Source organism: Vibrio plantisponsor, assembly GCF_013041605.1.
Taxonomy (GTDB): domain Bacteria; phylum Pseudomonadota; class Gammaproteobacteria; order Enterobacterales; family Vibrionaceae; genus Vibrio; species Vibrio plantisponsor.
Genome location: NZ_JABEQC010000009.1, coordinates 126,689 through 151,156 on the forward strand (window position 1 = coordinate 126,689; position 24,468 = coordinate 151,156).

Below are 24,468 nucleotides of genomic sequence, written 5' to 3' on the forward strand. Positions count from 1 at the left end.
GAACGATGAATTTGGCACATGTACTGGAGTTAGATTCTCAGACCGAGTTACTGGAGCGTTTACAGCTTCTTACTCGTTTTAGCTCAAATTTAATCAATGTTTGTGGTAGCCAAGGTGCAGGTAAATCTTGGCTGGCACAGCGTTACCTTGAAGCGTGGGCAAATGACAAGAATCAGTCTTTGCTCATGTGTCATCCTAGTCAAGACGACGAACAGCGCCGCACTACTATTCTCTCTCAGCTTAGCTCTGAATCTCTGTTCAATCCTAAAGACTCTCTTGTCGAAAATTTTTCACACCTGTTCGAGCAGATGCAATGCGACATCGTAGTTGTAATCGATGATGCACACCTGTTGTCTGAGACCTTGGTCTCTGAATTGTGGATGTGGATCTTAGAATCTCAAGCCAATCCATTATGGACAGTGAACGTCGTCTTGTTTGCGCAGTCTACCGGTTTAGATGCCGTATTGACTCGTTTAAGCTACGGGCAAGAACATAAACCTGTTGATTTGGAAGTAGAACTTCTGAGCCGTGATGAAGCAGATCGCTTGTTTGAACAACGAGTTATGCGTTATGTTGATGATGAACATGAACGCCGCGTAAGAGCTGCTTATAAAAAAGTGAAAAACTTACCGGGAGAGATTATGGCGCTGGGAGAACAGAAAATGGAAAAACGTATTGTGATTCGTTCAATCATTGGCTCGCCAATGAAAGCTGCTCTACTGGTACTGGCACTGATTCTGTTGATTGGTGGTGGTTACTGGTGGTGGTTATCACAACCTTCTCCAGACGACAAAGCGCAACAATTGACACTGACCAAAGAACAAACTGTTATTCCAACGCTGAATGAAGAAAATCAGACGGTGGAAACAAACAACCAAGCAGAGAGTAACTCGTCTACTCAAGCAAATAATGGTATTACCGATGATTCTGCTGCATTACCGCCTGATGTTGTCGAAGTAAAAGAAGGCGTTGGTATGTCTGACAGTGATCAGCAACGTGTTGTGATTACTTCTGACGTTGTTGATGCGCTGCTAGAAGGCAAACCAGAAAACGCTGATACCTCGAAGATTGATAATCTGGTGGAAGAAAGCTCTGTTCCTCAAACTACTGAGGCAGCAACACCCGCACAGACAGTGGATATTGAACAACCTACACCAGCAGAATCTCAAGTTGCACCTGCGGCAGAGACTCCACCTGAAGTAAAAATTACTTTCTCGTTTGCACGTGAAGAACTCAAAGCTATGTCTCCTCGTAGCTATACCTTGCAATTGGCAGCGGTAAATTCGCTTCCTGATGCGCAGCGCTTCATCAATCAGTATCAGCTACAAGGCAAAGTCAATGTTTACCCAACTTTAAGAAATGATGTGGAATGGTACATCATTACTTACAGCAACTATCCAACCATCCAGTTGGCAAGAGATGCGGTGGAAACCTTGTCGAAACCTTTGCAACAACTTGGTCCTTGGGCAAAATCTTTAAGCCAAGTGCATAGAGAGATAGATCGTGCGAAATAAACCTGAGCTCACTGATAAAATGTGTTACATTTCGCAGCCTTATTTTTGTGGTAAAGAATTAGAGCAGTAGATGAAAAAGCAGCGTGCCTTTCTGAAATGGGCTGGTGGTAAATATGGCCTAGTCGAAGACATCCAACGCCACTTACCATCTGCTGAAGAGTTGGTAGAGCCATTTGTTGGTGCAGGCTCTATATTCTTGAACACAGAGTACAAGCATTATCTGTTGGCGGATATCAATCCAGATTTGGTCAATCTATACAATTTGTTGAAAGAGAACCCACAGCACTACATATCAGAAGCCAAACGCTGGTTTGTGGCTGAGAACAATCGCAAAGAGTTCTATCTTGATGTTCGTTCGCAGTTTAACCGTACCGACGATGTTCTATATCGTTCACTGGCATTCTTATATATGAACCGCTTTGGTTTTAACGGTCTTTGCCGTTACAACAAAAAAGGCGGATTCAACGTCCCATTTGGTTCGTATAAAAAGCCGTATTTCCCTGAATCAGAGTTGGAGTTCTTTGCTCAGAAAGCGCAAAGAGCCACTTTTATCTGTGCGGGATACGAAGAGACATTTCGTAAAGCCGGTAGCAACAGTGTGATCTACTGTGATCCACCGTATGCGCCACTGTCAAACACGGCGAATTTCACCTCATATGCAGGTGCCGGTTTTACGTTAGATGACCAGGCGGCTTTGGCGGATATCGCTGAGAAAACGGCAAAAGAGCGCAATATTCCAGTCTTGATTTCTAACCACGATACAATTTTGACTCGCCGTTTGTACCACGGTGCGCAGCTAAATGTGGTTAAAGTGAAGCGTACCATTAGTCGTAACGGTTCAGGACGTAACAAAGTGGATGAGCTATTAGCTCTGTTCAAAGCGGGTTCTTAACGGTCGTCATTTGCGCTTAAACGCACGGGAAGATTTCGTGGACAAATCTTCCCCAATTCTCTTCTTGTCATATCCCTTCATCGATAAACGAAAAAACCTTAACGCTAGGATCTCCAGCCACCCTTAGGTAGAATGACGCACACATTGTGTTCAGCTTGCATTCAATAAGCCTAAGAGGTCAGGTATGAAAGATTTTCTCATTGCTCCATCCATTCTTTCCGCAGATTTAGCTCGTCTGGGAGAAGATGTCGAAAAAGCGCTCGCAGCGGGTGCTGACGTTGTGCACTTTGATGTGATGGATAATCACTACGTACCTAACCTGACTTTTGGTGCACCGATTTGTAAAGCTCTGCGTGACTATGGCATTACCGCTCCAATCGACGTGCATTTGATGGTGAAGCCGGTTGATCGCATCATTCCTGATTTTGCCAAAGCGGGCGCATCAATGATTACTTTCCATGTGGAAGCTTCAGAGCACGTTGACCGCACGCTGCAACTGATTAAAGAACACGGCTGTAAAGCGGGCGTGGTTTTAAACCCTGCGACATCATTAAGCCACTTGGATTACCTAATGGATAAAGTGGATATGATTCTGCTTATGTCGGTAAACCCAGGTTTTGGCGGACAGTCATTCATTCCTCACACCTTGGATAAACTGCGCGCGGTGCGTAAGTTGATTGATGAAAGTGGTCGTGACATTCGCCTAGAAGTGGATGGTGGCGTGAAAGTGGAAAACATTCGTGAAATTGCTGAAGCAGGTGCAGATATGTTTGTTGCTGGCTCAGCAATTTTTGACCAGCCAGATTACAAAGCAGTTATTGATGACATGCGCGCTGAACTGGCTCGTGTTGAAAAATAATTATTAATAGAAAGAGAAAGTTAGGGAAGTAGATAGTGAACCAAATTAAGCTGATAGCTTTTGATTTAGATGGCACTTTATTAGATAGCGTTCCAGATTTAGCCGTTGCAGCTGACCAAGCAGCACAAGCGTTAGGCTACCCTGGTGTCACTGAAGTTGAAGTGAGAGATTACGTTGGTAACGGTGCTGATATTCTTATCGGCAGAACGCTAAGCCGTAGCCTAGTGGTCGATCCTGAATTGGATAAAGATGTGCATGCAAAAGCTCGTGAGCTGTTTGATGATTTTTACGAAAAAACAGGGCATAAGCTAAGTCACCTTTACAGCAATGTGAAAGAGACGTTAGCCTCTTTGCATCAAGCGGGTTTTACTTTGGCGTTGGTCACCAACAAACCATCAAAGTTTGTTCCTCATGTTCTGGAACAACACAACATTGCTCAGTACTTTACTGACGTGATTGGTGGTGACACCTTCCCAAATAAAAAGCCTGACCCTATGGCTTTAAACTGGCTTCTGGAAAAGCACCAAGTTGATGCTAGCCAAATGCTGATGGTAGGCGACTCTAAGAACGACATTCTAGCGGCGAAAAACGCAGGCTGTGCATCGTTTGGTTTAACTTACGGTTACAACCACGGTGAGCCTATTGCGAATGCGAAGCCAGATTTTGTCGCTGATGATATTGCACAATTACTCGATATCGTTGCAGTTTCAGCATAAAAACCATTTTCTAAACTAGAAAAATACTCGTTAATGAGTACACTGCTAAATCGCGCTGAAATAATCAGGTATAGACCGAATCAGCGTATTAGATTGTTAGACCTTTATTCTTATTAGTAACAAGGAAATCATACCCATGAGCAAACCCATCGTATTGAGTGGTGTTCAGCCATCCGGCGAACTAAGTATCGGTAACTACTTGGGTGCTCTACGTCAATGGCAACAAATGCAAGATGACTATGATTGCCAATACTGCGTTGTTGATTTACATGCAATTACGGTTCGCCAAGATCCTAAAGCACTGCATGAAGCGACTCTGGACGCGTTGGCGATTTGTTTGGCAGTTGGTGTTGATCCGAAGAAGAGCACGCTTTTTGTTCAGTCTCACGTACCGGAGCATGCTCAACTTGGTTGGGTATTGAACTGTTACACCCAAATGGGTGAGCTGAGCCGTATGACTCAGTTTAAAGACAAATCTGCACGTTATGCTAATGATGTGAACGCCGGTCTATTTAATTACCCAGTGCTGATGGCTGCTGATATTCTGCTTTATGGTGCGCACCAAGTTCCTGTGGGCAGTGACCAGAAGCAACACCTAGAGTTGGCACGCGACATCGCAACGCGTTTTAACAACATCTATGCGCCAGAAGCTCCAATCTTCACAGTACCAGAGCCTTACATCCCAACGGTCAATGCTCGTGTGATGAGCTTGCAGGATGCAACGAAGAAGATGTCTAAATCAGACGATAACCGTAAAAACGTAATTACTCTGCTGGAAGACCCTAAGTCGATCATCAAGAAGATCAACAAAGCACAAACCGATACAGAAACGCCTCCACGTATTGCACACGATGTGCAGAACAAAGCGGGTATTTCTAACCTAATGGGTTTGTACTCTGCGGCAACAGGTAAAACTTTTGCTGAGATTGAAGCAGAGTATGCAGGTGTTGAAATGTACGGTCCGTTTAAGAAAGATGTCGGCGAAGCTTTGGTCGCTATGCTTGAACCAGTACAGGCGGAATATGCCCGTATCCGTAACGATCGCGAATACTTAAACAGTGTTATGCGTGACGGCGCGGAAAAGGCATCGGCTCGTGCACTGCAAACGCTGAAAAAGGTATACGAAGCGGTTGGTTTCGTTGCGCGTCCATACTAATTTCGTGTTGCACCGATAATCGGTTTCAATATCAGAAGGCCAGCATTTGCTGGCCTTTGTTGTATCTGACGTATCTGGATTACTCTTTAGTTCGGGTAATTCCGGCAGCTTTGAGAATGTACTTCTCATAAATAGGCTCGCTGGTGCCTTTTTTCACTTTGTAGAGGAAGTATTTCTCATAGGCAATTTTGGCGATGTGAACCCATTGCCCCATTGAAGTCCAGTTGGTATTGCGTGGCGGGTTCTGTGGCAGAGCAATAAACGCCGCGCCTTTATCGCCCATGTCAGCCAAACACAGCGCATTCAATGTAGGTTTTGTATGCATTTCTTCGCCTCGTTCTAGGCTAAGAATGTTTTCGACAATCGCAGTGGTCATCGATTCAATCATAAAACCTGTCTTCGGCGCGCCGACTGGAACGGGGGTATCTTCCAATGGTGGAATGGCGACGCAAACACCAGCAGCAAAAATCTCCGGATAAACAGGACTACGCTGGAACTGGTCTGTAATGACGAAACCTTTCGGATTGCACAGTTCAGGAACAGCCGCTACAGCTGGAGATCCTTTAAATGGCGGTAAGAACATCGCCATGGAGAAGGGGAGGTTATGCTCGAAATCCACTTCGCCTTTACGGTTGAGTTCTTCGATATGCGCCATACCCGATTCAAATTCTTTGACCCTAGAGTTACATATCCATTTGATTCCGCGTTCACGGAACTCATGCTCCATAAGCGCTTTTGAGTCACCGACACCACCCAATCCCATATGACCAATATAAGGTTCGCTGGTCACAAAGGTAATGGGTATTTGATCTCTGACCCTGAGCTTACGCAGATGAGTTTCCAATGAAAGAATGTATTCGTATGCAGGGCCGAAGCAGCTTGCTCCTTGTAGTGCTCCGACAAGAACGGGGCCGGGATTTTTAACCAACTCTTCCAATGCCTGATGTGATTTGACGGCATGGTCGACAGTACAGATCGAATGAGTAAATCCGTTGTCTGGTCCGGCACCTGTTACGGCTTCGAATGCTAACTTAGGCCCAGTACAAATAGCCAGATAGTCATAGCTGTATTCATTACCGTCACCTGTGATTAAACGCTTTTCCTTCGGTAAGATCTCTGCAACCCCAGAGGTATTGAATGGGATATTGAATTTATCCACATAAGGTCTGAGATCGAGTACGACCTGTTCTTTTTTTCTTTCGCCTAACGCAACCCAAGGGTTTGATGGAATAAAGTGAAACTCTTCACTTTCATTAATGATCATAACCTCATGGTCTTTAGGCAGTTTTTGTCTGAGTTCATACACGATTGACATACCGCCTAATCCGGCACCGATAACTATTGTCCTTTTCATGTTCTCGTCCTTCTTATTTAAATTAGATTTATCTAATTTAATGTTAGCTAATAAATTGACGAGGAGAGAGGATTGTTCAAAAAATGTGCACGGAGAGCGATTATCAATGTAACAGCAGTAAACTTATTGATTGAATCTTAGCGGTGGATTCGTAGAATGCGGGGTGTTTTCATTGCAGCAGATACCTTGGCTTATGCTACTCATCATCGATAACTACGACTCTTTTACGTATAACTTGTACCAATACTTCTGCGAGCTTGGTGCGGACGTGAAAGTTGTGCGCAATGATGAGATCACCTTGCAACAGATTGAGGATTTGAACCCTTCCCATCTCGTTATTTCTCCGGGACCTTGTACACCCAATGAAGCCGGAATCTCTTTAAAAGCGATTGAATACTTTGCTGGAAAACTGCCGATTCTGGGCGTGTGTCTGGGGCACCAAGCGATAGCGCAGGTATTTGGTGGAGAAGTGGTTCGTGCGCGCCAAGTGATGCACGGAAAAACTTCGCCAATTACGCACACGGGGAAAAGTGTCTTCGCTGGTTTGAATAATCCTCTCACTGTTACTCGTTATCATTCTTTGGTTGTGAAAACGGATTCTCTGCCAGAATGCCTAGAGTTAACCGCATGGACTGAACTACCAGATGGTAGTTTGGATGAAATCATGGGCTATCAACATAAGAGCTTACCGATTGATGCGGTTCAGTTTCATCCTGAGTCGATCAAGACAGAGCAGGGCCACGAGCTGCTTGCTAATTTTCTGCGCCGCTAGAGTCTTCGACTGACAAATATAACTATTTGTCGGAAGTAGGGGGCATTTTTCAGGTCTAATTACTGTATAACCACTATTTGCGGAGTAATTACCGCTGCTGCAATATTTTTCTGTAGCAAATAAGTGAACTTTTCCTGACCGCGATCACTATTCTTCATTTTCCTAATATCAAAAACACGATTTGTCTTTGATGAAATTTTATTCGTGATATTTCCTCTCGATTTAGCCTGACTCCTTGTTTCTTATGGGGTTCGACTAATTATTTTGTGACCGGACAAAGAAAATACTTCATAAAAGCGATGGCTTGTTGCATAAATACTCAACGGTGGTGTCATTTATTAGTCTGAAAATGGCTGACAAAGGATAAATCACTATTGAAATAGTTAATAATTTGTAAATACAATGCTGCATTAACTGAAATGCAATACAAAATTTCAAGCTTATACTTTTGTAGTTAGGTCGACGATCTACAAAGCATGCGGTATCAAGAAAGGGACGAACAATGACAACTGAAATTAATGTAGAACGCGGTCTGTTTGATGAGGTAATGGTACCTTGTTACAACCCGATGGAATTCATCCCGGTTAAGGGACAAGGCTCACGAGTATGGGATCAACAAGGCAATGAGTACATTGACTTTGCTGGCGGTATCGCTGTGAGTTGTTTAGGTCATTGTCACCCTGCGTTGGTTAATGCGTTGACTGAACAAGGCAACAAGCTTTGGCACTTAAGCAACGTTATGACAAATGAACCAGCACTGCGTTTGGCAAAGAAACTGACACAAGTCAGCTTTGCAGAAAAAGTGTTCTTTTCAAACTCTGGTGCAGAAGCAAACGAAGCAGCACTAAAGCTAGCTCGTCGTTATGCTGCAGATAAATTCGGCCCAGAAAAATCTGAAATTATCGCCTTTAAACAAGGTTTCCACGGTCGTACTTTCTTTACCGTTACAGTCGGTGGTCAAGCAGCTTACTCTGATGGCTTTGGTCCAAAACCGGGAGACATTACTCACCTTGAGTACAACAACGTTGAAGCGTTGCGTGCACAGATTTCAGATCGCACTTGTGCAGTGATGATCGAGCCTCTTCAAGGTGAAGGCGGCATTGTGTCTCCAACACCTGAGTTCATTCAAACTATTCGTGAGTTGTGTGACAAACACAATGCGCTACTGATTTTTGATGAAGTTCAAACTGGTAATGGTCGTACTGGTCACTTCTTTGCTTATCAAGGTCTAGGTATCACTCCTGACATTTTAAGCACAGCTAAGTCTCTTGGTGGTGGTTTCCCTATCGGCGCAATGCTAACCACAACTGAGCTGGCTGAGCACTTTAAGCCTGGCACTCACGGTTCTACCTACGGTGGTAACCCACTAGCATGTGCAGTAGCAGAAGCGGTAGTAGATATCATTAGCCAGCCTGAAACTCTAGCGGGTGTTATTGAGCGTGAAGCTCTTTTCCGTGAAGGTTTAGAGAAAATCAATGCTAAGTACCATGTGTTCTCTGAAGTTCGTGGTAAAGGCTTACTACTTGGCGCAGCTCTAAATGAAGAGTGGCAAGGCCGTGCGCGCGACATTCTTGTTGCCGCTGGTAAACAAGGTCTGATGATCCTGATGGCAGGTGCAAACGTGGTACGTATGACACCATCACTCATCATCGAAAAAGAAGAAATTGAAGAAGGCTTAGCGCGTTTGGATAAAGCAATCGCATCACTTATGTAAAAACTAAGCTAAAAGGCTCACATCAACTTGTGAGCCTCAAAGGGCCTAATGATTAGGCCCTAAATGCATCTGGAGGGAAGTATTGATGCTAGTTGTACGCCCAATTTCTATGTCCGATTACGACGCGTTGCACACTTGTGCTGTTGAATCTGGTCATGGTTTCACTTCATTACCGGTTAACGAAGAGTTGTTAACCAACCGTATCAAACACTCTGAATACAGTTTTACTAAACCAGGCGTTACTTCACCATCGGATGAAGGTTACCTGATGGTCGGTTTTGATTCAGAAACGGGTGAAGTGGCTGGGACAACGGGAATTGAAGCCGCTGTCGGTTGGGATGTTCCGTTTTATTCCTATCACATCAGCACCATAGTGCATTCATCACCAAAGCTGAATGTAAACAATGTAGTTAAGTTGCTGACCTTTGGTAATAACTACACTGGCTGTTCGGAAATCTGCACACTGTTTTTACGCCCAGAATTTCGTCAAGGTCTCAACGGCAGACTGATGTCTAAATGCCGATTCTTGATGATGGCTGAACACCCACATCGTTTTTCTAAGACCATTTTTGCTGAGATGCGTGGTGTCTCGGATGAAGATGGCAATTCGCCTTTTTGGCAATGGCTGCAAGAGCACTTTTTCTCAATTGATTTCACCATGGCCGACTATCTGACTGGCATTGGTAAGAAAGGTTTTATTGCGGATTTGATGCCTAAACTGCCGATATATATCAACTTGCTCAGCAAAGAAGCACAGGAAGTGATTGGTCAGGTGCATGAAAAAACACGCCCTGCTCTTAAGTTGCTGGAGAAGGAAGGGTTTACCTGTCGCAATTATGTCGACATTTTTGATGCGGGCCCAAGCGTGGAGTGTGATATCAACAATATCGACTCGGTACGTAACTCAGTTCGAGTGAAGGTCATTGTTGCTGAACACTCAAGCTCGCAAGATTACTTAATCTGTAATACATCGTTTGAAAACTTTCGAGCGACCGCCGCAAAAGCAGCATTCAACCGTGAAAACGGCAGCGCAATTATCTCTCCAAAAGTCGCAAATGCACTGAAAGTAGATAGTGGCGACTTTATTCGAATTTTGGCTCAGTAAAAGAATTTAAGGAACACATTATGACTCAGTGGATCGCAGGACAGTGGTTAGAAGGTAAAGGTGAAATGCTTTCATCTTTAAGCCCTTATAACGATGAGGTCATTTGGCAAGGACAGAGTGCAACACAAGAGCAAGTAGAAGAAGCGGTTGCTTCTGCTCGCAATGCATTTGTTAGCTGGAAAAAATTGCCTTTCGCAGAGCGTGAGAAAGTGGTTCTCGCTTTCGCGGAAAAAATTAAAGAGAACAGCGAGCAAATTGCAGAGGTGATCGCGAAAGAAACGGGTAAACCAATTTGGGAAACTCGCACTGAAGCGGCTGCGATGGCTGGCAAAATCGCTATCTCTATTCGTGCATACCATGACCGTACTGGTGAAACCGTGCGTGAAGCTGCGGGCAACCAAATTGTTCTGCGCCACCGCCCACTCGGTGTTATGGCGGTGTTTGGTCCTTACAACTTCCCTGGCCACTTACCGAATGGGCACATTGTTCCTGCTCTTCTTGCGGGTAATACCGTTGTGTTCAAACCTTCAGAGCAAACACCATGGACGGCAGAAGTCACTATGAAGCTCTGGGAAGCGGCTGGTCTACCAGCAGGCGTTATCAACCTTGTGCAAGGTGGTAAAGAAACCGGTATTTCTCTGGCTCAGTCTAAAGGTATTGATGGCCTGTTGTTTACGGGTAGTGCCAACACGGGCCACATTCTTCATCGCCAATTCGCTGGTCAGCCAGACAAGATGCTGGCGCTAGAAATGGGTGGTAACAACCCAATGGTAATTTCTGAGAATTTTGGTGACTTGGATGCAACGGTTTACACCATAATTCAATCTGCATTTATAAGTGCTGGTCAACGTTGTACTTGTGCCCGTCGTCTATACATTCCTGTGGGTGCGAAAGGTGATGAACTGGTTGCTCGCTTAGTAGAAGCGACGAAGAAGCTGCGTATGGATCAGCCATTTGCGGAGCCGGCACCATTTATGGGGCCTCAAATCTCTAAAGCGGCGGCGGACTTCATTCTTAATGCCCAAGCCAACCTACAATCTCTAGGTGGTAAGAGCCTTGTTGAAGCGCAAAGCAAAGGTGCTGCGTTCGTATCACCGGGTATCATTGATGTTACGCCAATCGCGCAATTGCCTGACGAAGAATACTTCGGCCCATTACTGCAATTGGTTCGCTACGAAACTCTAGAGCAAGCGGTTGAGCTTGCTAACGATACTCGCTTTGGTCTGTCTGCTGGCTTAGTTACAACAGAAGATGCGGAGTGGGAATACTTTGTTGACCATATTCGCGCAGGTATCGTGAACCGCAACCGTCAGCTAACGGGTGCAAGTGGTGATGCTCCATTTGGTGGTCCGGGTGCTTCGGGTAACTTACGTCCAAGTGCATTCTACGCGGCGGACTACTGTGCATACCCAATGGCGTCAATGGAAGGTTCTGCAACCGAGCTTCCAGCGACACTAAGCCCAGGTGTAGAGCTATAACAGAGTTATTCAGGCTTCATCGAAAGGTGAAGCCTGTTTGTTTAAAACTGAAAACCAATAACCACTTAAATCTATAAAAGAATAGTAACCGGCTTTAGTTAGCCTCTTTTTCAATCCAATACGTCGTGTTCATGAAGCCAAGGAGGCACTATGACGCCAGAAGTTCTGTTTCAATCATTGTGGAATGATTACATCACTCGCCTTTGTCCTTCTGCAGATAAAGTTCATAGCTTGTTAGAAGAAGATGAAGCGCTAATCAATGACCATATTGCACTACGTACTTTCAATGTTGCTCCTCTTGGTCTAGAAACGTTAGCGAAACCTTTCTTAGCCCTCGGCTACAAAGATTGTGGCGACTATGTTTTTGAAAGCAAAAAACTGGTTGCTAAACACTTTGAGCATCCAGATCCGCTTCAGCCAAAAGTATTCATCAGTGAACTGAAAGTTGAAGAGTGTTCATCACAGCTTCAAGAGATAGTTGCCAAGCTGGTTGAGCAAGTAGATTCAACTAAGCTAGAAGGTGATGCATTCCTTTATGGTGGTCGTTTGTGGGACATCAGTTTTGCTGATTACCAGTTGCTGGCAGAAGAGAGCGAATATGCTTCTTGGTTGGCGGCTCATGGTTATGGAGCTAACCACTTTACGGTTAACGTAAACCAGCTCAAGGCATTTACAGAAGTAAAACAAGTGAATGACCATTTACGTGGCGCAGGTTTTACTATCAATGAATCGGGTGGTGAAGTGAAAGGAACGCCAGAAGTATTGCTTGAGCAGTCTTCAACTATGGCAGATAAAGTTCCAGTAGTATTCAGTGATGGTACTGAAACGGTTCCTGGTGGCTTCTACGAGTTTGCGAAACGTTATCCAATGGCAAACGGGGAGCTATATACTGGCTTTGTAGCTGCATCTGCAGATAAGATTTTCGAAAGTACCGATAGTAAATCTCTTGCTTAGTAGAGAGTGATAACTCACCGAGCTTTATTTATTCATTAATAGAGCCGCCAAAAGAAAAGCCACCGCAAGGGTGGCTTTTGAATTTTGTGTAATAGCGTTAGCTATTAACGAGTTCCGTACACAACGATAGTCTTACCGTGAGCTGAAATTAGGTTCTGCTCTTCAAGCATCTTCAGAATACGACCTACTGTCTCACGAGAACAGCCAACGATTTGACCGATTTCTTGACGAGTGATCTTGATCTGCATGCCGTCTGGGTGAGTCATTGCGTCAGGTTGTTTCGCTAAGTTAAGAAGCGTCTGTGCAATGCGGCCTGTTACGTCTAGGAACGCAAGGTCACCAACTTTCTGGCTTGTTACTTGTAGACGACGAGCCATCTGACCAGAAAGACGCATTAAAATATCTGGGTTAACTTGGATAAGCTGACGGAATTTCTTAAATGAAATTTCTGCAACTTCACATGGAGATTTAGCTCTAACCCATGCTGTACGCTCTTGACCTTCTTCAAACAAGCCAAGTTCACCGATGAAATCACCTTGGTTTAGGTAAGAAAGGATCATTTCCTTTCCTTCTTCATCTTTAATCAGTACCGCAACAGAACCTTTAACAATGTAGTACAAAGTTTCTGCTTTCTCGCCCGCGTGAATCAGCGTGCTTTTTGAAGGGTACTTATGAATGTGACAATGTGAAAGAAACCACTCTAATGTTGGGTCGGTTTGAGGTTTACCTAGAACCATAATATCTCACTTCCTCTGCAGGGTACGCTTGCTGCTATCCATATTTAGCAAAGCTTAAAATAGGTTTACTAGAATAAGAGGACTTTATGGTCGCTGCAAGCTATCTTGTGTTTCGGTTAAGAATAGTATCCTTTTTCAGCGACATTTTCTTGATTTTAATCGTGTCCCTACCTTGATTTTTTACGCAAAAATGTGCACATGGTCACGGTATCGAAACTAAACGTAAAAACCTTGTTTCGATTAACCGATTTTCCCCGTTTCAATGAGTTGCTGTAGGATTGGTCTTACGATCAATTCCATGGCAAAACTCATTTTCCCTCCCGGAACCACAATGGTGTTGTGGCGAGACATAAAGGAGCCATCGATCATTGCCAGTAAGTATGGGAAGTCGACATTTTTAATCCCACGTAGGCGAATGACTACAAAACTTTCGTCCAGACTAGGAATGCCTTTGGCATTCAGTGGGTTGGAAGTGTCTACGGTCGGAACCCGTTGAAAGTTAATATGCGTGCGTGAAAATTGTGGTGTGATGTAGTTGAGATAGTCATCCATAGAGCGGACTATCGAATCCATCACGGCTTCGCGTGAATGCCCTCGGTCACGGGTGTCACGGACATACTTTTGAATCCACTCAAGGTTAACAATCGGTACCATGCCGATCAGGAAATCGACATGCTGCGCCACATTAACCTCGCCATCTACCACACCGCCGTGTAGCCCTTCATAAAACAGTACGTCTGTACTGCTAGGAAGTTCTTGCCATGGGGTGAACGTTCCGGGCATTTGGTTATAAGGTACGGCCTCATCAAAGGTGTGCAGATAGCGTCGGATTTGGCCTGTGCCTGCTTTACCGTATTGACGGAAAAACTCGCTCAAAGCGCCAAAGTCGTTGGCCTCAGGGCCGAAGTAACTGATATGACGACCCTGCTCGCGGGCTTTACGGATTTCAATATCCATTTCTGGACGAGTGAAACGGTGAAAACTGTCACCTTCAACCCAAGCGGGTTTAACACTCATCATATTGAACATTTTACGGAATGCTTCTGACGTTGTAGTAGTGCCTGCACCTGATGAACCGGTTACGGCAATAATTGGGTGTTTTGCTGACATGACTAACCTTGTCCAAAAATCCTAAAATAAGGCGCTGAAATCACTTCATCGCCCGAGTTGAAGCCACTATAACATGGAATTTCAATTGTCACTGATTATCGATTATTAACTTTGATATCAACACTTTCGTGTAATTCAGAATAGACAATTACCGCATCGCCGCTTCTTAGCAACGCTTTGATTTGGTCGATTTTATGCGCCAGAGAAACTTCAACTTCGCCATAATCCGTGCCTTCTCTGAGCACAAATTCGCTAATGAGGTTTTCTAATGTCTCTGGTGCAATATCTTGCCAAGGTACAATCATAATGTTCTCGTAATTCTACTTAATGTTGTTTCGTCAATATAACGCACGCCAGCCCATTAATGGGGGGCGAATTTTTGCTGCTGACGAATGTTTAATCCTGAATATCTTTCAAACTTTCATAGTAAGCAGGTAACGCTTTTTCCAGCCAAAACTCAGGTTTTAGGATGCTTCCGGATACAAAGCCAACGTGCCCGCCTTGTTCAAACAAGCGATAGTCGATGTTGTCAGGCAGGATAAATTTGGGGATCACCGAGTCATTCATAAAGGGGTCGTCTTTAGCGTGAATGATCTGAGTGGGTACTTTGATTTGCTGTAGCTTGTTAATGCCAGAGCACTTCTCGTAGTAGTCTTGCGAGTTTTTAAACCCATGCAGGGGCGCTGTGATTAGGTCATCGAAATCACTGAGATGAGTGACGCGTTTAATGCTCTGATAGGAAAGCCCCAGTTCACCTTTGAGCAGATGATGCTTTTTCATTGCGCTGTTTTTCAGCGATGAAACCAGATAACGGCGATAGATTTTCGAAAAACCGTGTTCGATGCGTTGAGCGCAAGCCGCCAAGTCCAAAGGCGCAGACACGATAGTTGCAGCTGTGACTATTGGATCTTCATTGTAATCAGCCAAGTAGTTCACCAGCATGTTGCCACCAAGAGAAATGCCAGTAGCGACGATAGTACGATTCGGAAACTGCTCTCTCAGATATTCCAGAACAAAACGGGCATCTTCCACTTCACCGGAATGGTATGCGCGAGCCAAGTTATTAGGCTTACCGCTACAACCGCGGAAGTGCATCATGACCGATAGCCAGCCATCTTTGGCAAAGGCTTGCATTAGTCCATTGGCATAAGGGCTATAAAAACAACCTTCCAGACCATGAAATAGGATGAAAATAGGCTTCTTCGCTGCGCTTTCAGTATGTGCATCTTCACTCCACGCTAAGTCGAGGAAATCGCCGTCAGGTGTATCGAGCGTTTGCCAGACGGGTTCAAACAGCGCTTTCTTACGAATAAAGCGCGGGACTAATGTTTGTAAATGTGGGTTCTTCAAGCCTGTAGCGGCAACAAATTGGGTCATCGGCTAACCATCAAATTAATACAATTATTTTTGCCTATTTAATGATGCAGTTTTGGTGACTGCAACTTTAAGTGGTCTGTTTATATTGAGTATATACCCAATTAAATAAGCGGGAAGATTCAGTTCTTGGGTGCAGGTTTGGCAAACTGTTTAGCGAGGTTTTCGGCACCGAGTTGTCGGCAGTAACGTTGAGTAAGAGGTGCGTCTTTATTGTTCATCAAAGTCAGGCTGTTGATGCAGTCCACTAAATCCGACTGTTGTTGCTTTTCCAACTGCAATTCGAATTGCAGAGCTTCTCGATATAGGGTGTCTGGCAGAGTGGCTTTTAGTTTTCGGCGTAACTCCCGGTAGCTATGTAGCAGTGTTTCTGAGCGCCCGATACATTCAATAACTGTTTGCCAATCTTGCTCATGAAACGCTACTTGCTGCTCATCAAGCCATTTGAGCAGCAAGAGCAAATTTACGTTGCCGTTATAGTGGTTTTGCAGGTGTAGGCACGCCTCTTTGACTTCTCGAACGCTGTAGTACTGCAAGCTGAATTGCCATAGTCGTTCCAACGTGAGTGAAATTCTGACGTGCTCTTGGGTCATTGACTGTTGAACTCCTGTTCCATTTCTTCCAGCGTCTCTTGCTCGCTCATCCACTCCATTTCGACCTCTTCGAGTTCGGATTTCGCCTGAGCTTGTGTAGCGAGAACTTGGTTAAGTTTAGCTTTGTTTTCTGCATCATACAGTGAGGACTCCGATAATTGTTGTTCAGAGTCCGCGACAATTTCGTTCAACTTATCCATTTTCGCTTCGAGTTGTGTCAGCTTTTTGCGAATTGGCGCAGTCAGCTTACGAAGTTCTGCTTCACGACGTTTTTGATCTTTCTTCGCTGCAGCGCTGTTAGCATTGTCTTTTGGTGCTGCTTGAGCTTGTTGCTCTTTGCGTTCTGCTTTTTGCTGATCCTGAAGCCATTTGTAGTAATCCGTTAAATCACCATCAAAAGGTGCCACTTGGCGGTCATGAACCAGGTACAAATCATCGGTAGTGGCACGAAGTAGATAGCGGTCATGGCTGACGATAACCATCGCGCCTTCGAAGCTTTGTAGTGCAAGAGTCAGGGCTTGACGCATATCCAAATCAAGGTGGTTGGTTGGTTCATCAAGTAATAGCAGGTTTGGTTTTTGCCACACAATCAGAGCCAACACGAGGCGCGCTTTTTCACCACCTGAGAACGGTCCAACTTTATCCAGTGCTTTGTCACCGTTGAAGCCGAAACTACCCAGATAGTTGCGCAGTTCTAATTCGTTTTTCTCAGGCGCGATTTGCATCATGTGTTGCAAAGGCGTCTCTTCTGGATGAAGCGTTTCAAGCTGATGCTGCGCAAAGTAACCAATTTTCACCCCTTGTGAGTAGGATAGGTCACCACCTTGCGGAGTCAGTTCATTAGATAACAGTTTGATTAGGGTAGATTTACCCGCACCGTTTCGACCAAGCAGACCAATGCGGCTGCCCGGAACGAGATTAAGACGAATCTTCTCTAGGATAAGGTTATCGCCGTATCCGGCGCTCACGTCATCCATCATTAAAATTGGGTTTGGTAGTGCAGATGGCTCGCGGAATTCAAAGCTGAATGGGTTATCAAACTGAGCTGGCAACACTTTTTCCATTCGTTCTAAAGCTTTAATCCGGCTTTGCGCCTGACGAGCTTTAGACGCTTTGTAACGGAAGCGATCGATATAGCTCTGCATGTGGCTCATCTGCTTTTGTTGCTTCTGATACATAGCTTGCTGTTGCAACATCTTTTGCGCGCGTTGATTTTCAAACGAAGAGTAGTTGCCCGTGTATTCATTCAGCTTCTGATTCTCAATATGAATGATACGGTTGATGATCGGGTCTAAGAAATCTCGGTCGTGGGAAATCAAAATCAAAGTTCCCGGATAGCTTTGTAACCAGCGCTCTAACCACATCACGGCATCTAAATCTAAGTGGTTAGTTGGTTCATCGAGCAATAGCAAATCAGAGCGGCAAATCAGTGCTTGTGCAAGGTTAAGGCGCATACGCCAGCCACCTGAAAACTGAGTCAGGTTCCATGACATCTGTTCTTGGCTAAAGCCTAAGCCGTCCAGCAGCTCTGAAGCACGAGCTCGGATGCTGTAACCGCCAATGGTTTCGATTTTGCCATGCAGCTCAGCTACTAGCGTGCCGTTGTCTGCAACTTCTGCTTCACTAAGTTGACGTTCTAAATCTCGGTATTCTCGGTCGCCATCGATAACGTATTCCAAAGCACTGCGTTCTAAAGCCAGCGTTTCTTGCGCTACCCAAGCCAGTTCCCACTGAGCAGGTTTACTGAATGAGCCAGCATCAATAGATAGTTCGTCTTTCAAGAGGGCAAACAGGGTGGATTTACCACAACCGTTTTTACCCACTAAACCCACTTTGTCGCCTGGGTTGATGGTTGCTGATGCTTGGTCGAGCAGAGGTTTTCCGCCACGTAGTAGTTGGATGTCCGAGAAGATAATCATAAATTTGTTTTAGCTATTAATAGAGTTGCCGTTGAGATTTCGCCCAGAATAGTAGGGGCAACGAGGATAAATGTCGATCATTATGCAATTTACGTTATGATGCTTATGCCCTTCCTATTTGAAGGTGCAGCGGTGTTGGCTACGTTCGTTCACCCCAATTACATAGTTATCTATGCTCATGGGGACTCACTCACTTGCCGCCTAGCTGCAACTCCAACTAGTTTGGGTATAGCAACAGTTACCAATTTGATAACGTTACGGAGTGCCGTCAAGGAATGACACAAGATACGCCGTCTGCTTTACAAAAGCCTAAAGTATTAGTGATTTATGCTCACCCTGAGCCACATCACTCCATTGCAAACCAAGTGATGATTAAGAAGATCTCTTCACTTGAGCACGTCTCTATTCTTGATCTCTATGCCACATACCCAGACTTTTTCATCGATGTTCAAGCTGAGCGCCAGCGCTTGTTAGAACATGATGTGATTGTGTTTCAGCACCCTTTGTATATGTATTCCTGTCCGGCGCTACTTAAGGAATGGATGGATAGAATACTGGCAAAAGGATTCGCTTTTGGTAACAAAAGTGCGCTGCAGGGGAAAGTCTGGCGCAGTGTCATCACCACTGGCGGTAACATCGATGCTTTTGGTGAGAAGGGCTATAACCGTTATCCGTTGAAAGACATTTTACAACCATTTGAACTGACCGCGGCATTGTGTCGTATGCAATGGATAGAACCCATGGTGCTGTATTGGTCGCGCAATGTTAGTGACATTGAGCGATATCAACACGCAGAAGCCTATAGACAGTGGTTATTGGACCCGTTAGCTGAGCAAGGAGAGCATCATGGCTGAAGTAAGCAGTGATTTTCTACAAAGCACAGCCGTTTTTCTTACCGCAGCTGTGGTGGCAGTACCTTTAGCGCAAAGGGCTGGGCTTGGTTCTGTTCTGGGGTATTTACTTGCGGGTGTGATCATCGGACCTTGGGGATTGGGCTTAATCAGCGATGTTGAAGCGATTATGCACTTTGCTGAGTTTGGCGTGGTTTTGCTGCTGTTTCTGATTGGCTTAGAGCTAAACCCGAGAAAACTGTGGCAAATGCGTGGGCCTATTTTGGGACTGGGTGGTGCGCAGGTTGTGGTGACGACAGCCGTGATTGCCAGCCTGACTTCGTTGCTGGGCATCGGCTGGCAAAGCAGTCTAGTTATTGGCATGGGGTTGGCGCTCTCTTCAACCGCAATTGCATTACGCGTGATAGAAGAAAGAGGTTTAACTCGAACGGAAACGGGACAATCCGGTTTTGCTGTTCTGCTATTCCAAGATATTGCGGTAATTCCAATGCTAGCACTGTTACCAGTATTGGCGGGAAACACTGGCGGAAGCTGGCTTGATGTCGTGTGGATGTTATGTGGCATTGTTGGTTTATTGGTGGGCGGTCATTACCTTCTGAGCCCTCTGTTTCGCTACATCGTATTAAGTGGTGTACGAGAGTTGTTTACTGTTGCCGCGCTACTGCTGGTGATTGGTATCGCTCTATTGATGCAACAATTAGGTTTGTCGATGGCGCTTGGTACCTTCTTAGCTGGGGTGCTGTTGGCCGAAAGTGAGTTCCGTCACGAGCTAGAAATTGCTATCGAGCCTTTTAAAGGTTTACTGCTTGGGCTGTTTTTTATCTCTGTTGGTATGGCGGTCGATTTAGGGCTACTTGCTCTTGAGCCGTTAAGCATATTGTTGGCTGTGATTGGGCTGGTGACTGTCAAAGGTCTACTTCTTTATGTCTTAGCTCGTTTTTCTGGCACTAGAGCAAAAGCGCGCAGTCGCATGGCTGCAATACTGAGCCAAGGCGGTGAGTTTGCTTTTGTTATCTTTACTGCCGCGAGCAGCCAAGGGCTGCTCAAATCAGAGCAAGTCGCCTTTTTATTAGTAGTGGTGAGCTTATCGATGGTGACAACGCCGTTATTGCTATCGGCTCAAAATCGCTGGTTCGCTCGTAATTTGAATAACTCCGATGAAGAAAAGTTGGCATCGGACGTATTTGATAAAGAACCGAGAGTCATCATCGCTGGATTTGGCCGTTTTGGGCAGATTGTTGGTCGTTTGATGTATGCCAACAAGATCAAAATTACGGTATTAGAAAGTGATGCCAGCCAAATAAAATTACTACGCAAATACGGATATAAAGTATTCTATGGCGACGCCACTCAGCTTGAGTTATTGAGAGCGGCGGGCGCCGATGAAGCAGAGGCAATTGTTATCTGTACCGACGCGCCTGATGAAGTGGTGAAAATAGTTGAGCTTTGCAAACATCACTTCCCTAAATTGAAAATATTGGCGCGTGCACGTAGCCGTGTTGAAGCCTACCAATTAATGAATCACGGTGTTGAGCGTTACTCTCGCGAAACCTTTTTAGGTGCGTTGGATCTTGGTCGACAAACGTTAATCTCGTTAGGTATGCATCCTTATGAAGCGAAGCGAGCAGAAGCGCATTTTCGTAAGTTAGATATGGCTATGCTTAAAGAGTTGTTGCCTCAGCACAATGAAGGCAAGCAGCTTAACTTAAGAGCCAAAGAAGCTCGTAAAGAGTTGGAAGAAATTTTTGGCCGCGAGATGGACGGTGATAAGCAGTCTCGTAGCTATTGGGAAAAAGACTAAAAGAACAAGTAAGTAGTAGGAACCAATACGTGAATATAAAAAAACGCTTTATCGCAGGGGCAAGTTGTCCGAGTTGTAAAGCTCAAGATACCTTACGCTGGTGGATAGAGAACAACATAGAGCTGGTGGAATGCGTTGAATGCGATTATTCAGAACAGCGTAAACCGAAAGCTGTAGAGAAAAGTGAACACGCTCAGGAGCAAATGATCGGTATTTTTAAGCCGGAATAATTGAGTTTCTGCTCACGATCCCCATAATATCCACCATTAGATTATTTTTAGGCATGACTTAATGTGTCTAAAAGCACCAAAACCGCCCTGGAGCCGTTATGAAAATTGAAAAGAACGTGGTTGTAAGCCTTGCTTACCAAGTAAAACTGGAAGATGGCATCGTTGTTGACCAATCCACAGTGGAAGCACCACTAGATTACCTACATGGTCACAACAACCTAATCACTGGCCTTGAAAAAGAGCTAGAAGGCAAAGTAGCAGGTGACAAGTTCACTGCAACTATCGCACCTGAAGATGCATACGGTGAGCACAGCGATGATCTTGTTCAACGCGTTCCTGCAGACGTATTCCAAGGTGTTGATGAGATCGAAGTAGGTATGCGCTTCCTAGCGGATACTGACCAAGGTCCAATCCCTGTAGAAATTACAGAAGTTGATGGTGATGAAGTTGTGGTTGACGGTAACCATATGCTTGCTGGTCACACTCTGACTTTCGATGTAGAAGTTGTTGCAGTTCGTGAAGCAACTGCTGAAGAACTTGAACACGGCCACGTACACCACGCGGGTGGCTGTGGCGGCCACGGCCACGATCATGATGATCACGAATGTTGTGGTGGTCACGGTCATAGCCATGATCACGACCACAAAGATGGTTGTTGTGGCGGCGGTCACTGCCACTAATAGTTGAGTTATGGCTTGCGATAGGCAACGCCTAGCCCTATAAAGGAAAGCGTGAGTCGAGCAATCGGGTCACGCTTTTTTATTCTCGCTTTATCAATATACAAGGACTTTTTATGCCGCAACCTTTCTCTATTGCGATTCATGGTGGTGCCGGAACAATTTTGCGTGAACAAATGAGTGATGAGCTCAAAGGTGAAATCGAGGCTGCGTTAGAGAAATCGGTCAAAGCGGGGCATGCGATTCTTGCGCAAGGAGGCGATGCTTTAGATGCAGTGGTCGCAGCAGTAAAAGTGTTGGAAGATGCGCCTCAGTTTAATGCAGGCAAAGGTTCGGTATTAACCAATAAAGAAATGGTTGAGATGGATGCTTCCGTAATGCATGGGCGAGAGATGGATGCAGGTGCCGTAACGGGTGTTCGCCATATTAAAAATCCGATTGAACTCGCTCGCGATGTGATGTTGAAAAGCGACCACGTTCTGCTTATGGGAGAGGGCGCCGAAGAGTTCGCATTTAACTTGGGTTATGAGTACACCGAGCAGGATTACTTCTTCACTGATCGTCGTTATGAACAACTGCAATCCATGAAAGAAAAAGGTCTGTTTGCACTGTCTGAAGCTAAGTACTCGACAGAAAAACAGTATCCAGACGACAAAAAATTTGGCACGGTTGGCGCGGTAGCGCTTGATCAGCAAGGCAATTTAGCAGCAGCTACAAGTACTGGTGGCATCACCAACAAAAAGTTTGGCCGCATCGGAGATTCACCAATCATAGGTGCAGGTACGATTGCTGAAAATGGTAATGTTGCTGTATCAACCACGGGCATGGGTGAGTTCTTCATTCGCAAAATGGTCGCATCAGATGTCGCTGCGAGAATGCGTTATTTAAAAGAGGATATTCACACCGCCTGTGAACACATTATTCAAGGTGATTTAAAGGCTATGGGTGGCGAGGGCGGCCTGATTGCGGTTGATGCAAGTGGTGAAATTCACTTTGCGATGAATAGCTTAGGAATGTATCGAGCAAGTGTTGATACTAAAGGTGATCTGCTCATCAAAATATATGCAGATGATTGAGTTTTAATCTGAAAAACGAGAATGACTGCGCCCGAATTTATTCGACTATTTTTTGCCTAAAAAATGACTGCAACGAATCAAATTCGATGCTAGAATCCATTTTTAACTAGCAATCAGATTTGGAAAGATGGGTAATAACGTAGTCGTTCTTGGCACCCAATGGGGTGATGAAGGTAAAGGTAAAATCGTAGACCTTTTAACTGAAGATGCAAAATATGTGGTTCGCTACCAAGGTGGTCACAACGCTGGCCATACTCTAGTTATTGATGGCGAGAAAACAGTTCTTCACTTGATTCCATCAGGTATCCTTCGCAATAACGTGAAATGCATTATCGGTAACGGTGTTGTACTTTCACCAGATGCACTAATCAAAGAAATGACAGGTCTAGAAGACCGTGGTGTTCCTGTTCAAGAGCGTCTTTTCATTTCTGAAGCTTGTCCTCTAATTCTTCCATACCATATTGCTCTAGACCAAGCGCGTGAAGCTGCTCGTGGTAATAAAGCAATTGGTACGACTGGTCGTGGTATCGGTCCTGCGTACGAAGATAAAGTTGCTCGTCGTGGTCTACGTGTTGGTGACCTATTCGATCGCGCAGCATTCGCTGAGAAACTAAAAGAAGTTATGACTTTCCATAACTTCCAGCTAGAACACTTCTACAAAGTTGAACCTGTAAGCTACGAAGACGTGCTTGAGCAAGCAATGGGTTACGCTGATCTATTAACTTCAATGGTTATCGACGTAACTGACGAACTTGATGCAGCGCGTAAGCGTGGCGACAAGATCATGTTCGAAGGCGCTCAAGGTACTTTGCTTGATATCGACCACGGTACATACCCATATGTAACTTCTTCTAACACGACTGCTGGTGGTGTTGCTGCAGGTTCTGGTTTTGGTCCTCGTCACCTAGGTTACATTCTAGGTATCGCTAAAGCGTACTGTACTCGTGTAGGTTCTGGTCCTTTCCCGACTGAACTGTATGATGGCAAAGAGAAGCAAGATCCAGTTGGTAAGCACTTGGGTACTGTAGGTGCTGAATTTGGTGCAACAACGGGTCGCCTACGTCGTACTGGTTGGTTCGATGCTGTTGCAATGCGTCGTGCAATTCAAATCAACTCAATTACAGGTTTCTGTATGACTAAACTAGACGTGTTAGACGGTCTAGAAGAAATCAAAATCTGTACTGGTTACCAAATGGCTGACGGTTCAGTTCTTGAAGTATCACCAATGGCTGCAGATGCGTACGAAAACGTAACGCCAATCTACGAAACCATGCCTGGTTGGTCTGAAAAAACTTTCGGTGCTAAGTCTATCGACGCTCTTCCTCAAGCTGCACTTGATTACATCAAGCGTATTGAAGAACTAACTGGTGTTCCAGTAGACATCATCTCTACAGGCCCTGACCGTAACGAAACAATCATCAAAGTACACCCATTCAGCGTGTAAGTTAGATACTTGTTTATAGAACCGGCTCAATGAGCCGGTTTTTTTATGCCGCAAGTGATGCTATTTTGTACGTCGGTGGCAATTAATTGCCGATTATTTGCAAGATTAACCTAAAGAGATCCACTTAATCGCCGATAAAAAA

The 24,468-nt window shown here is 44.9% G+C and carries 22 protein-coding genes and 2 pseudogenes; 17 read left to right on the forward strand and 7 right to left on the reverse strand.

Translation table 11 applies throughout. From position 1 onward, the window contains the following. Positions 1–5: 5 nt before the first annotated feature. The 6 genes and pseudogenes from HKI82_RS13850 to trpS all read left to right on the forward strand — a co-directional run. Positions 6–1,071, forward strand: a pseudogene (locus tag HKI82_RS13850) (ATP-binding protein); the annotation flags it as partial. A gap of 137 nt (positions 1,072–1,208) precedes the next feature. Next, positions 1,209–1,514: pseudogene (locus tag HKI82_RS20695) on the forward strand (SPOR domain-containing protein); the annotation flags it as partial. A gap of 70 nt (positions 1,515–1,584) precedes the next feature. Continuing rightward, positions 1,585–2,406: a Dam family site-specific DNA-(adenine-N6)-methyltransferase gene (locus tag HKI82_RS13855; RefSeq protein WP_171138347.1), complete on the forward strand. Its 822-nt coding sequence runs from the start codon at positions 1,585–1,587 to the stop codon at positions 2,404–2,406. A gap of 184 nt (positions 2,407–2,590) precedes the next feature. Continuing rightward, positions 2,591–3,265: a ribulose-phosphate 3-epimerase gene (gene rpe / locus HKI82_RS13860; protein WP_102941187.1), complete on the forward strand. Its 675-nt coding sequence runs from the start codon at positions 2,591–2,593 to the stop codon at positions 3,263–3,265. 35 nt (positions 3,266–3,300) lie between these two features. Next, the gene (locus HKI82_RS13865) at positions 3,301–3,981 is read left to right on the forward strand and encodes a phosphoglycolate phosphatase (RefSeq protein ID WP_171138348.1); all 681 of its coding nucleotides are present in this window, start codon (positions 3,301–3,303) and stop codon (positions 3,979–3,981) included. Between the two features lie 136 nt (positions 3,982–4,117). Then, positions 4,118–5,137: a tryptophan--tRNA ligase gene (gene trpS / locus HKI82_RS13870; protein ID WP_042485112.1), complete on the forward strand. Its 1,020-nt coding sequence runs from the start codon at positions 4,118–4,120 to the stop codon at positions 5,135–5,137. 79 nt (positions 5,138–5,216) lie between these two features. On the opposite strand, the gene HKI82_RS13875 is transcribed toward trpS, so the two are convergent. Continuing rightward, positions 5,217–6,491 carry an NAD(P)/FAD-dependent oxidoreductase gene (locus tag HKI82_RS13875; RefSeq protein ID WP_042485116.1) on the reverse strand — a complete coding sequence of 425 codons (1,275 nt, stop codon included), beginning with the start codon at positions 6,489–6,491 and terminating at the stop codon, positions 5,217–5,219. Between the two features lie 193 nt (positions 6,492–6,684). On the opposite strand from HKI82_RS13875, the gene HKI82_RS13880 reads away from it, so the two are divergent. The 5 genes from HKI82_RS13880 to HKI82_RS13900 all read left to right on the forward strand — a co-directional run bounded on the left by HKI82_RS13880 (position 6,685) and on the right by HKI82_RS13900 (position 12,514). Then, a complete protein-coding gene (locus tag HKI82_RS13880; RefSeq protein WP_042485426.1) occupies positions 6,685–7,263 on the forward strand; it encodes an aminodeoxychorismate/anthranilate synthase component II in 579 nt (192 codons plus the stop codon). A 502-nt stretch (positions 7,264–7,765) separates the two neighbouring features. Then, complete coding sequence (locus HKI82_RS13885) at positions 7,766–8,977, forward strand: aspartate aminotransferase family protein (protein WP_102953977.1); 1,212 nt, start codon at positions 7,766–7,768, stop codon at positions 8,975–8,977. 85 nt (positions 8,978–9,062) lie between these two features. Beyond that, positions 9,063–10,082: an arginine N-succinyltransferase gene (gene astA, locus HKI82_RS13890; protein WP_171138349.1), complete on the forward strand. Its 1,020-nt coding sequence runs from the start codon at positions 9,063–9,065 to the stop codon at positions 10,080–10,082. 20 nt (positions 10,083–10,102) lie between these two features. Further along, entirely contained in the window at positions 10,103–11,560 is a 1,458-nt protein-coding gene (astD, locus tag HKI82_RS13895) for a succinylglutamate-semialdehyde dehydrogenase (protein WP_171138350.1), read from the forward strand. Positions 11,561–11,710: 150 nt separating this feature from the next. Continuing rightward, positions 11,711–12,514, forward strand: coding sequence for a DUF1338 domain-containing protein (locus HKI82_RS13900; RefSeq protein ID WP_102941180.1), 804 nt, complete (start codon positions 11,711–11,713; stop codon positions 12,512–12,514). Positions 12,515–12,618: 104 nt separating this feature from the next. On the opposite strand, the gene crp is transcribed toward HKI82_RS13900, so the two are convergent. The 6 genes from crp to HKI82_RS13930 form a co-directional block, all read right to left on the reverse strand. Further along, positions 12,619–13,251, reverse strand: a complete 633-nt coding sequence (gene crp, locus HKI82_RS13905) for a cAMP-activated global transcriptional regulator CRP (protein ID WP_004728582.1) — start codon at positions 13,249–13,251, stop codon at positions 12,619–12,621. Positions 13,252–13,491: 240 nt separating this feature from the next. Then, positions 13,492–14,361 carry a phosphoribulokinase gene (locus HKI82_RS13910; protein WP_102941179.1) on the reverse strand — a complete coding sequence of 290 codons (870 nt, stop codon included), beginning with the start codon at positions 14,359–14,361 and terminating at the stop codon, positions 13,492–13,494. Between the two features lie 95 nt (positions 14,362–14,456). Continuing rightward, positions 14,457–14,666, reverse strand: coding sequence for a YheU family protein (locus tag HKI82_RS13915; RefSeq protein ID WP_102941178.1), 210 nt, complete (start codon positions 14,664–14,666; stop codon positions 14,457–14,459). A gap of 91 nt (positions 14,667–14,757) precedes the next feature. After that, positions 14,758–15,738, reverse strand: a complete 981-nt coding sequence (locus HKI82_RS13920) for a hydrolase (RefSeq protein WP_171138351.1) — start codon at positions 15,736–15,738, stop codon at positions 14,758–14,760. 119 nt (positions 15,739–15,857) lie between these two features. Continuing rightward, entirely contained in the window at positions 15,858–16,328 is a 471-nt protein-coding gene (locus tag HKI82_RS13925; RefSeq protein WP_102941176.1) for a TIGR02444 family protein, read from the reverse strand. Next, complete coding sequence (locus tag HKI82_RS13930) at positions 16,325–18,247, reverse strand: ABC transporter ATP-binding protein (RefSeq protein WP_171138352.1); 1,923 nt, start codon at positions 18,245–18,247, stop codon at positions 16,325–16,327. Before HKI82_RS13930 ends, HKI82_RS13925 begins: the two co-directional genes overlap by 4 nt. A gap of 275 nt (positions 18,248–18,522) precedes the next feature. On the opposite strand from HKI82_RS13930, the gene kefG reads away from it, so the two are divergent. From kefG to HKI82_RS13960, 6 genes are all read left to right on the forward strand, one after another. Then, positions 18,523–19,101 carry a glutathione-regulated potassium-efflux system ancillary protein KefG gene (gene kefG, locus HKI82_RS13935; RefSeq protein ID WP_102941174.1) on the forward strand — a complete coding sequence of 193 codons (579 nt, stop codon included), beginning with the start codon at positions 18,523–18,525 and terminating at the stop codon, positions 19,099–19,101. Next, entirely contained in the window at positions 19,094–20,899 is a 1,806-nt protein-coding gene (gene kefB, locus HKI82_RS13940; protein ID WP_171138353.1) for a glutathione-regulated potassium-efflux system protein KefB, read from the forward strand. The genes kefG and kefB overlap by 8 nt, the downstream gene beginning before the upstream one ends. A 29-nt stretch (positions 20,900–20,928) precedes the next feature. After that, a complete protein-coding gene (locus HKI82_RS13945) occupies positions 20,929–21,129 on the forward strand; it encodes a YheV family putative zinc ribbon protein (RefSeq protein ID WP_102941172.1) in 201 nt (66 codons plus the stop codon). A gap of 98 nt (positions 21,130–21,227) precedes the next feature. Continuing rightward, positions 21,228–21,809, forward strand: coding sequence for a peptidylprolyl isomerase (gene slyD, locus HKI82_RS13950; RefSeq protein ID WP_171138354.1), 582 nt, complete (start codon positions 21,228–21,230; stop codon positions 21,807–21,809). Between the two features lie 113 nt (positions 21,810–21,922). Next, positions 21,923–22,882 (forward strand): isoaspartyl peptidase/L-asparaginase family protein, encoded by a 960-nt coding sequence (locus HKI82_RS13955; protein ID WP_171138355.1) that lies wholly within the window; start codon positions 21,923–21,925, stop codon positions 22,880–22,882. 127 nt (positions 22,883–23,009) lie between these two features. Then, positions 23,010–24,326, forward strand: a complete 1,317-nt coding sequence (locus HKI82_RS13960) for an adenylosuccinate synthase (protein ID WP_102941169.1) — start codon at positions 23,010–23,012, stop codon at positions 24,324–24,326. The last annotated feature ends 142 nt before the right edge of the window (positions 24,327–24,468 follow it).

Bases quoted from the DNA above. Each gene is read 5' to 3' on its own strand.
- HKI82_RS13880 (WP_042485426.1), top strand. From the start codon at position 6,685: ATGCTACTCATCATCGATAACTACGACTCTTTTACGTATAACTTGTAC.
- astA (WP_171138349.1), top strand. From the start codon at position 9,063: ATGCTAGTTGTACGCCCAATTTCTATGTCCGATTACGACGCGTTGCAC.
- crp (WP_004728582.1), bottom strand. From the start codon at position 13,251: ATGGTTCTAGGTAAACCTCAAACCGACCCAACATTAGAGTGGTTTCTT.
- HKI82_RS13925 (WP_102941176.1), bottom strand. From the start codon at position 16,328: ATGACCCAAGAGCACGTCAGAATTTCACTCACGTTGGAACGACTATGG.
- HKI82_RS13910 (WP_102941179.1), bottom strand. From the start codon at position 14,361: ATGTCAGCAAAACACCCAATTATTGCCGTAACCGGTTCATCAGGTGCA.
- astD (WP_171138350.1), top strand. From the start codon at position 10,103: ATGACTCAGTGGATCGCAGGACAGTGGTTAGAAGGTAAAGGTGAAATG.
- kefG (WP_102941174.1), top strand. From the start codon at position 18,523: ATGACACAAGATACGCCGTCTGCTTTACAAAAGCCTAAAGTATTAGTG.
- kefB (WP_171138353.1), top strand. From the start codon at position 19,094: ATGGCTGAAGTAAGCAGTGATTTTCTACAAAGCACAGCCGTTTTTCTT.
- HKI82_RS13920 (WP_171138351.1), bottom strand. From the start codon at position 15,738: ATGACCCAATTTGTTGCCGCTACAGGCTTGAAGAACCCACATTTACAA.
- HKI82_RS13915 (WP_102941178.1), bottom strand. From the start codon at position 14,666: ATGATTGTACCTTGGCAAGATATTGCACCAGAGACATTAGAAAACCTC.
- HKI82_RS13900 (WP_102941180.1), top strand. From the start codon at position 11,711: ATGACGCCAGAAGTTCTGTTTCAATCATTGTGGAATGATTACATCACT.
- HKI82_RS13930 (WP_171138352.1), bottom strand. From the start codon at position 18,247: ATGATTATCTTCTCGGACATCCAACTACTACGTGGCGGAAAACCTCTG.
- HKI82_RS13885 (WP_102953977.1), top strand. From the start codon at position 7,766: ATGACAACTGAAATTAATGTAGAACGCGGTCTGTTTGATGAGGTAATG.
- HKI82_RS13875 (WP_042485116.1), bottom strand. From the start codon at position 6,491: ATGAAAAGGACAATAGTTATCGGTGCCGGATTAGGCGGTATGTCAATC.
- trpS (WP_042485112.1), top strand. From the start codon at position 4,118: ATGAGCAAACCCATCGTATTGAGTGGTGTTCAGCCATCCGGCGAACTA.
- HKI82_RS13960 (WP_102941169.1), top strand. From the start codon at position 23,010: ATGGGTAATAACGTAGTCGTTCTTGGCACCCAATGGGGTGATGAAGGT.
- HKI82_RS13855 (WP_171138347.1), top strand. From the start codon at position 1,585: ATGAAAAAGCAGCGTGCCTTTCTGAAATGGGCTGGTGGTAAATATGGC.
- rpe (WP_102941187.1), top strand. From the start codon at position 2,591: ATGAAAGATTTTCTCATTGCTCCATCCATTCTTTCCGCAGATTTAGCT.
- slyD (WP_171138354.1), top strand. From the start codon at position 21,228: ATGAAAATTGAAAAGAACGTGGTTGTAAGCCTTGCTTACCAAGTAAAA.
- HKI82_RS13955 (WP_171138355.1), top strand. From the start codon at position 21,923: ATGCCGCAACCTTTCTCTATTGCGATTCATGGTGGTGCCGGAACAATT.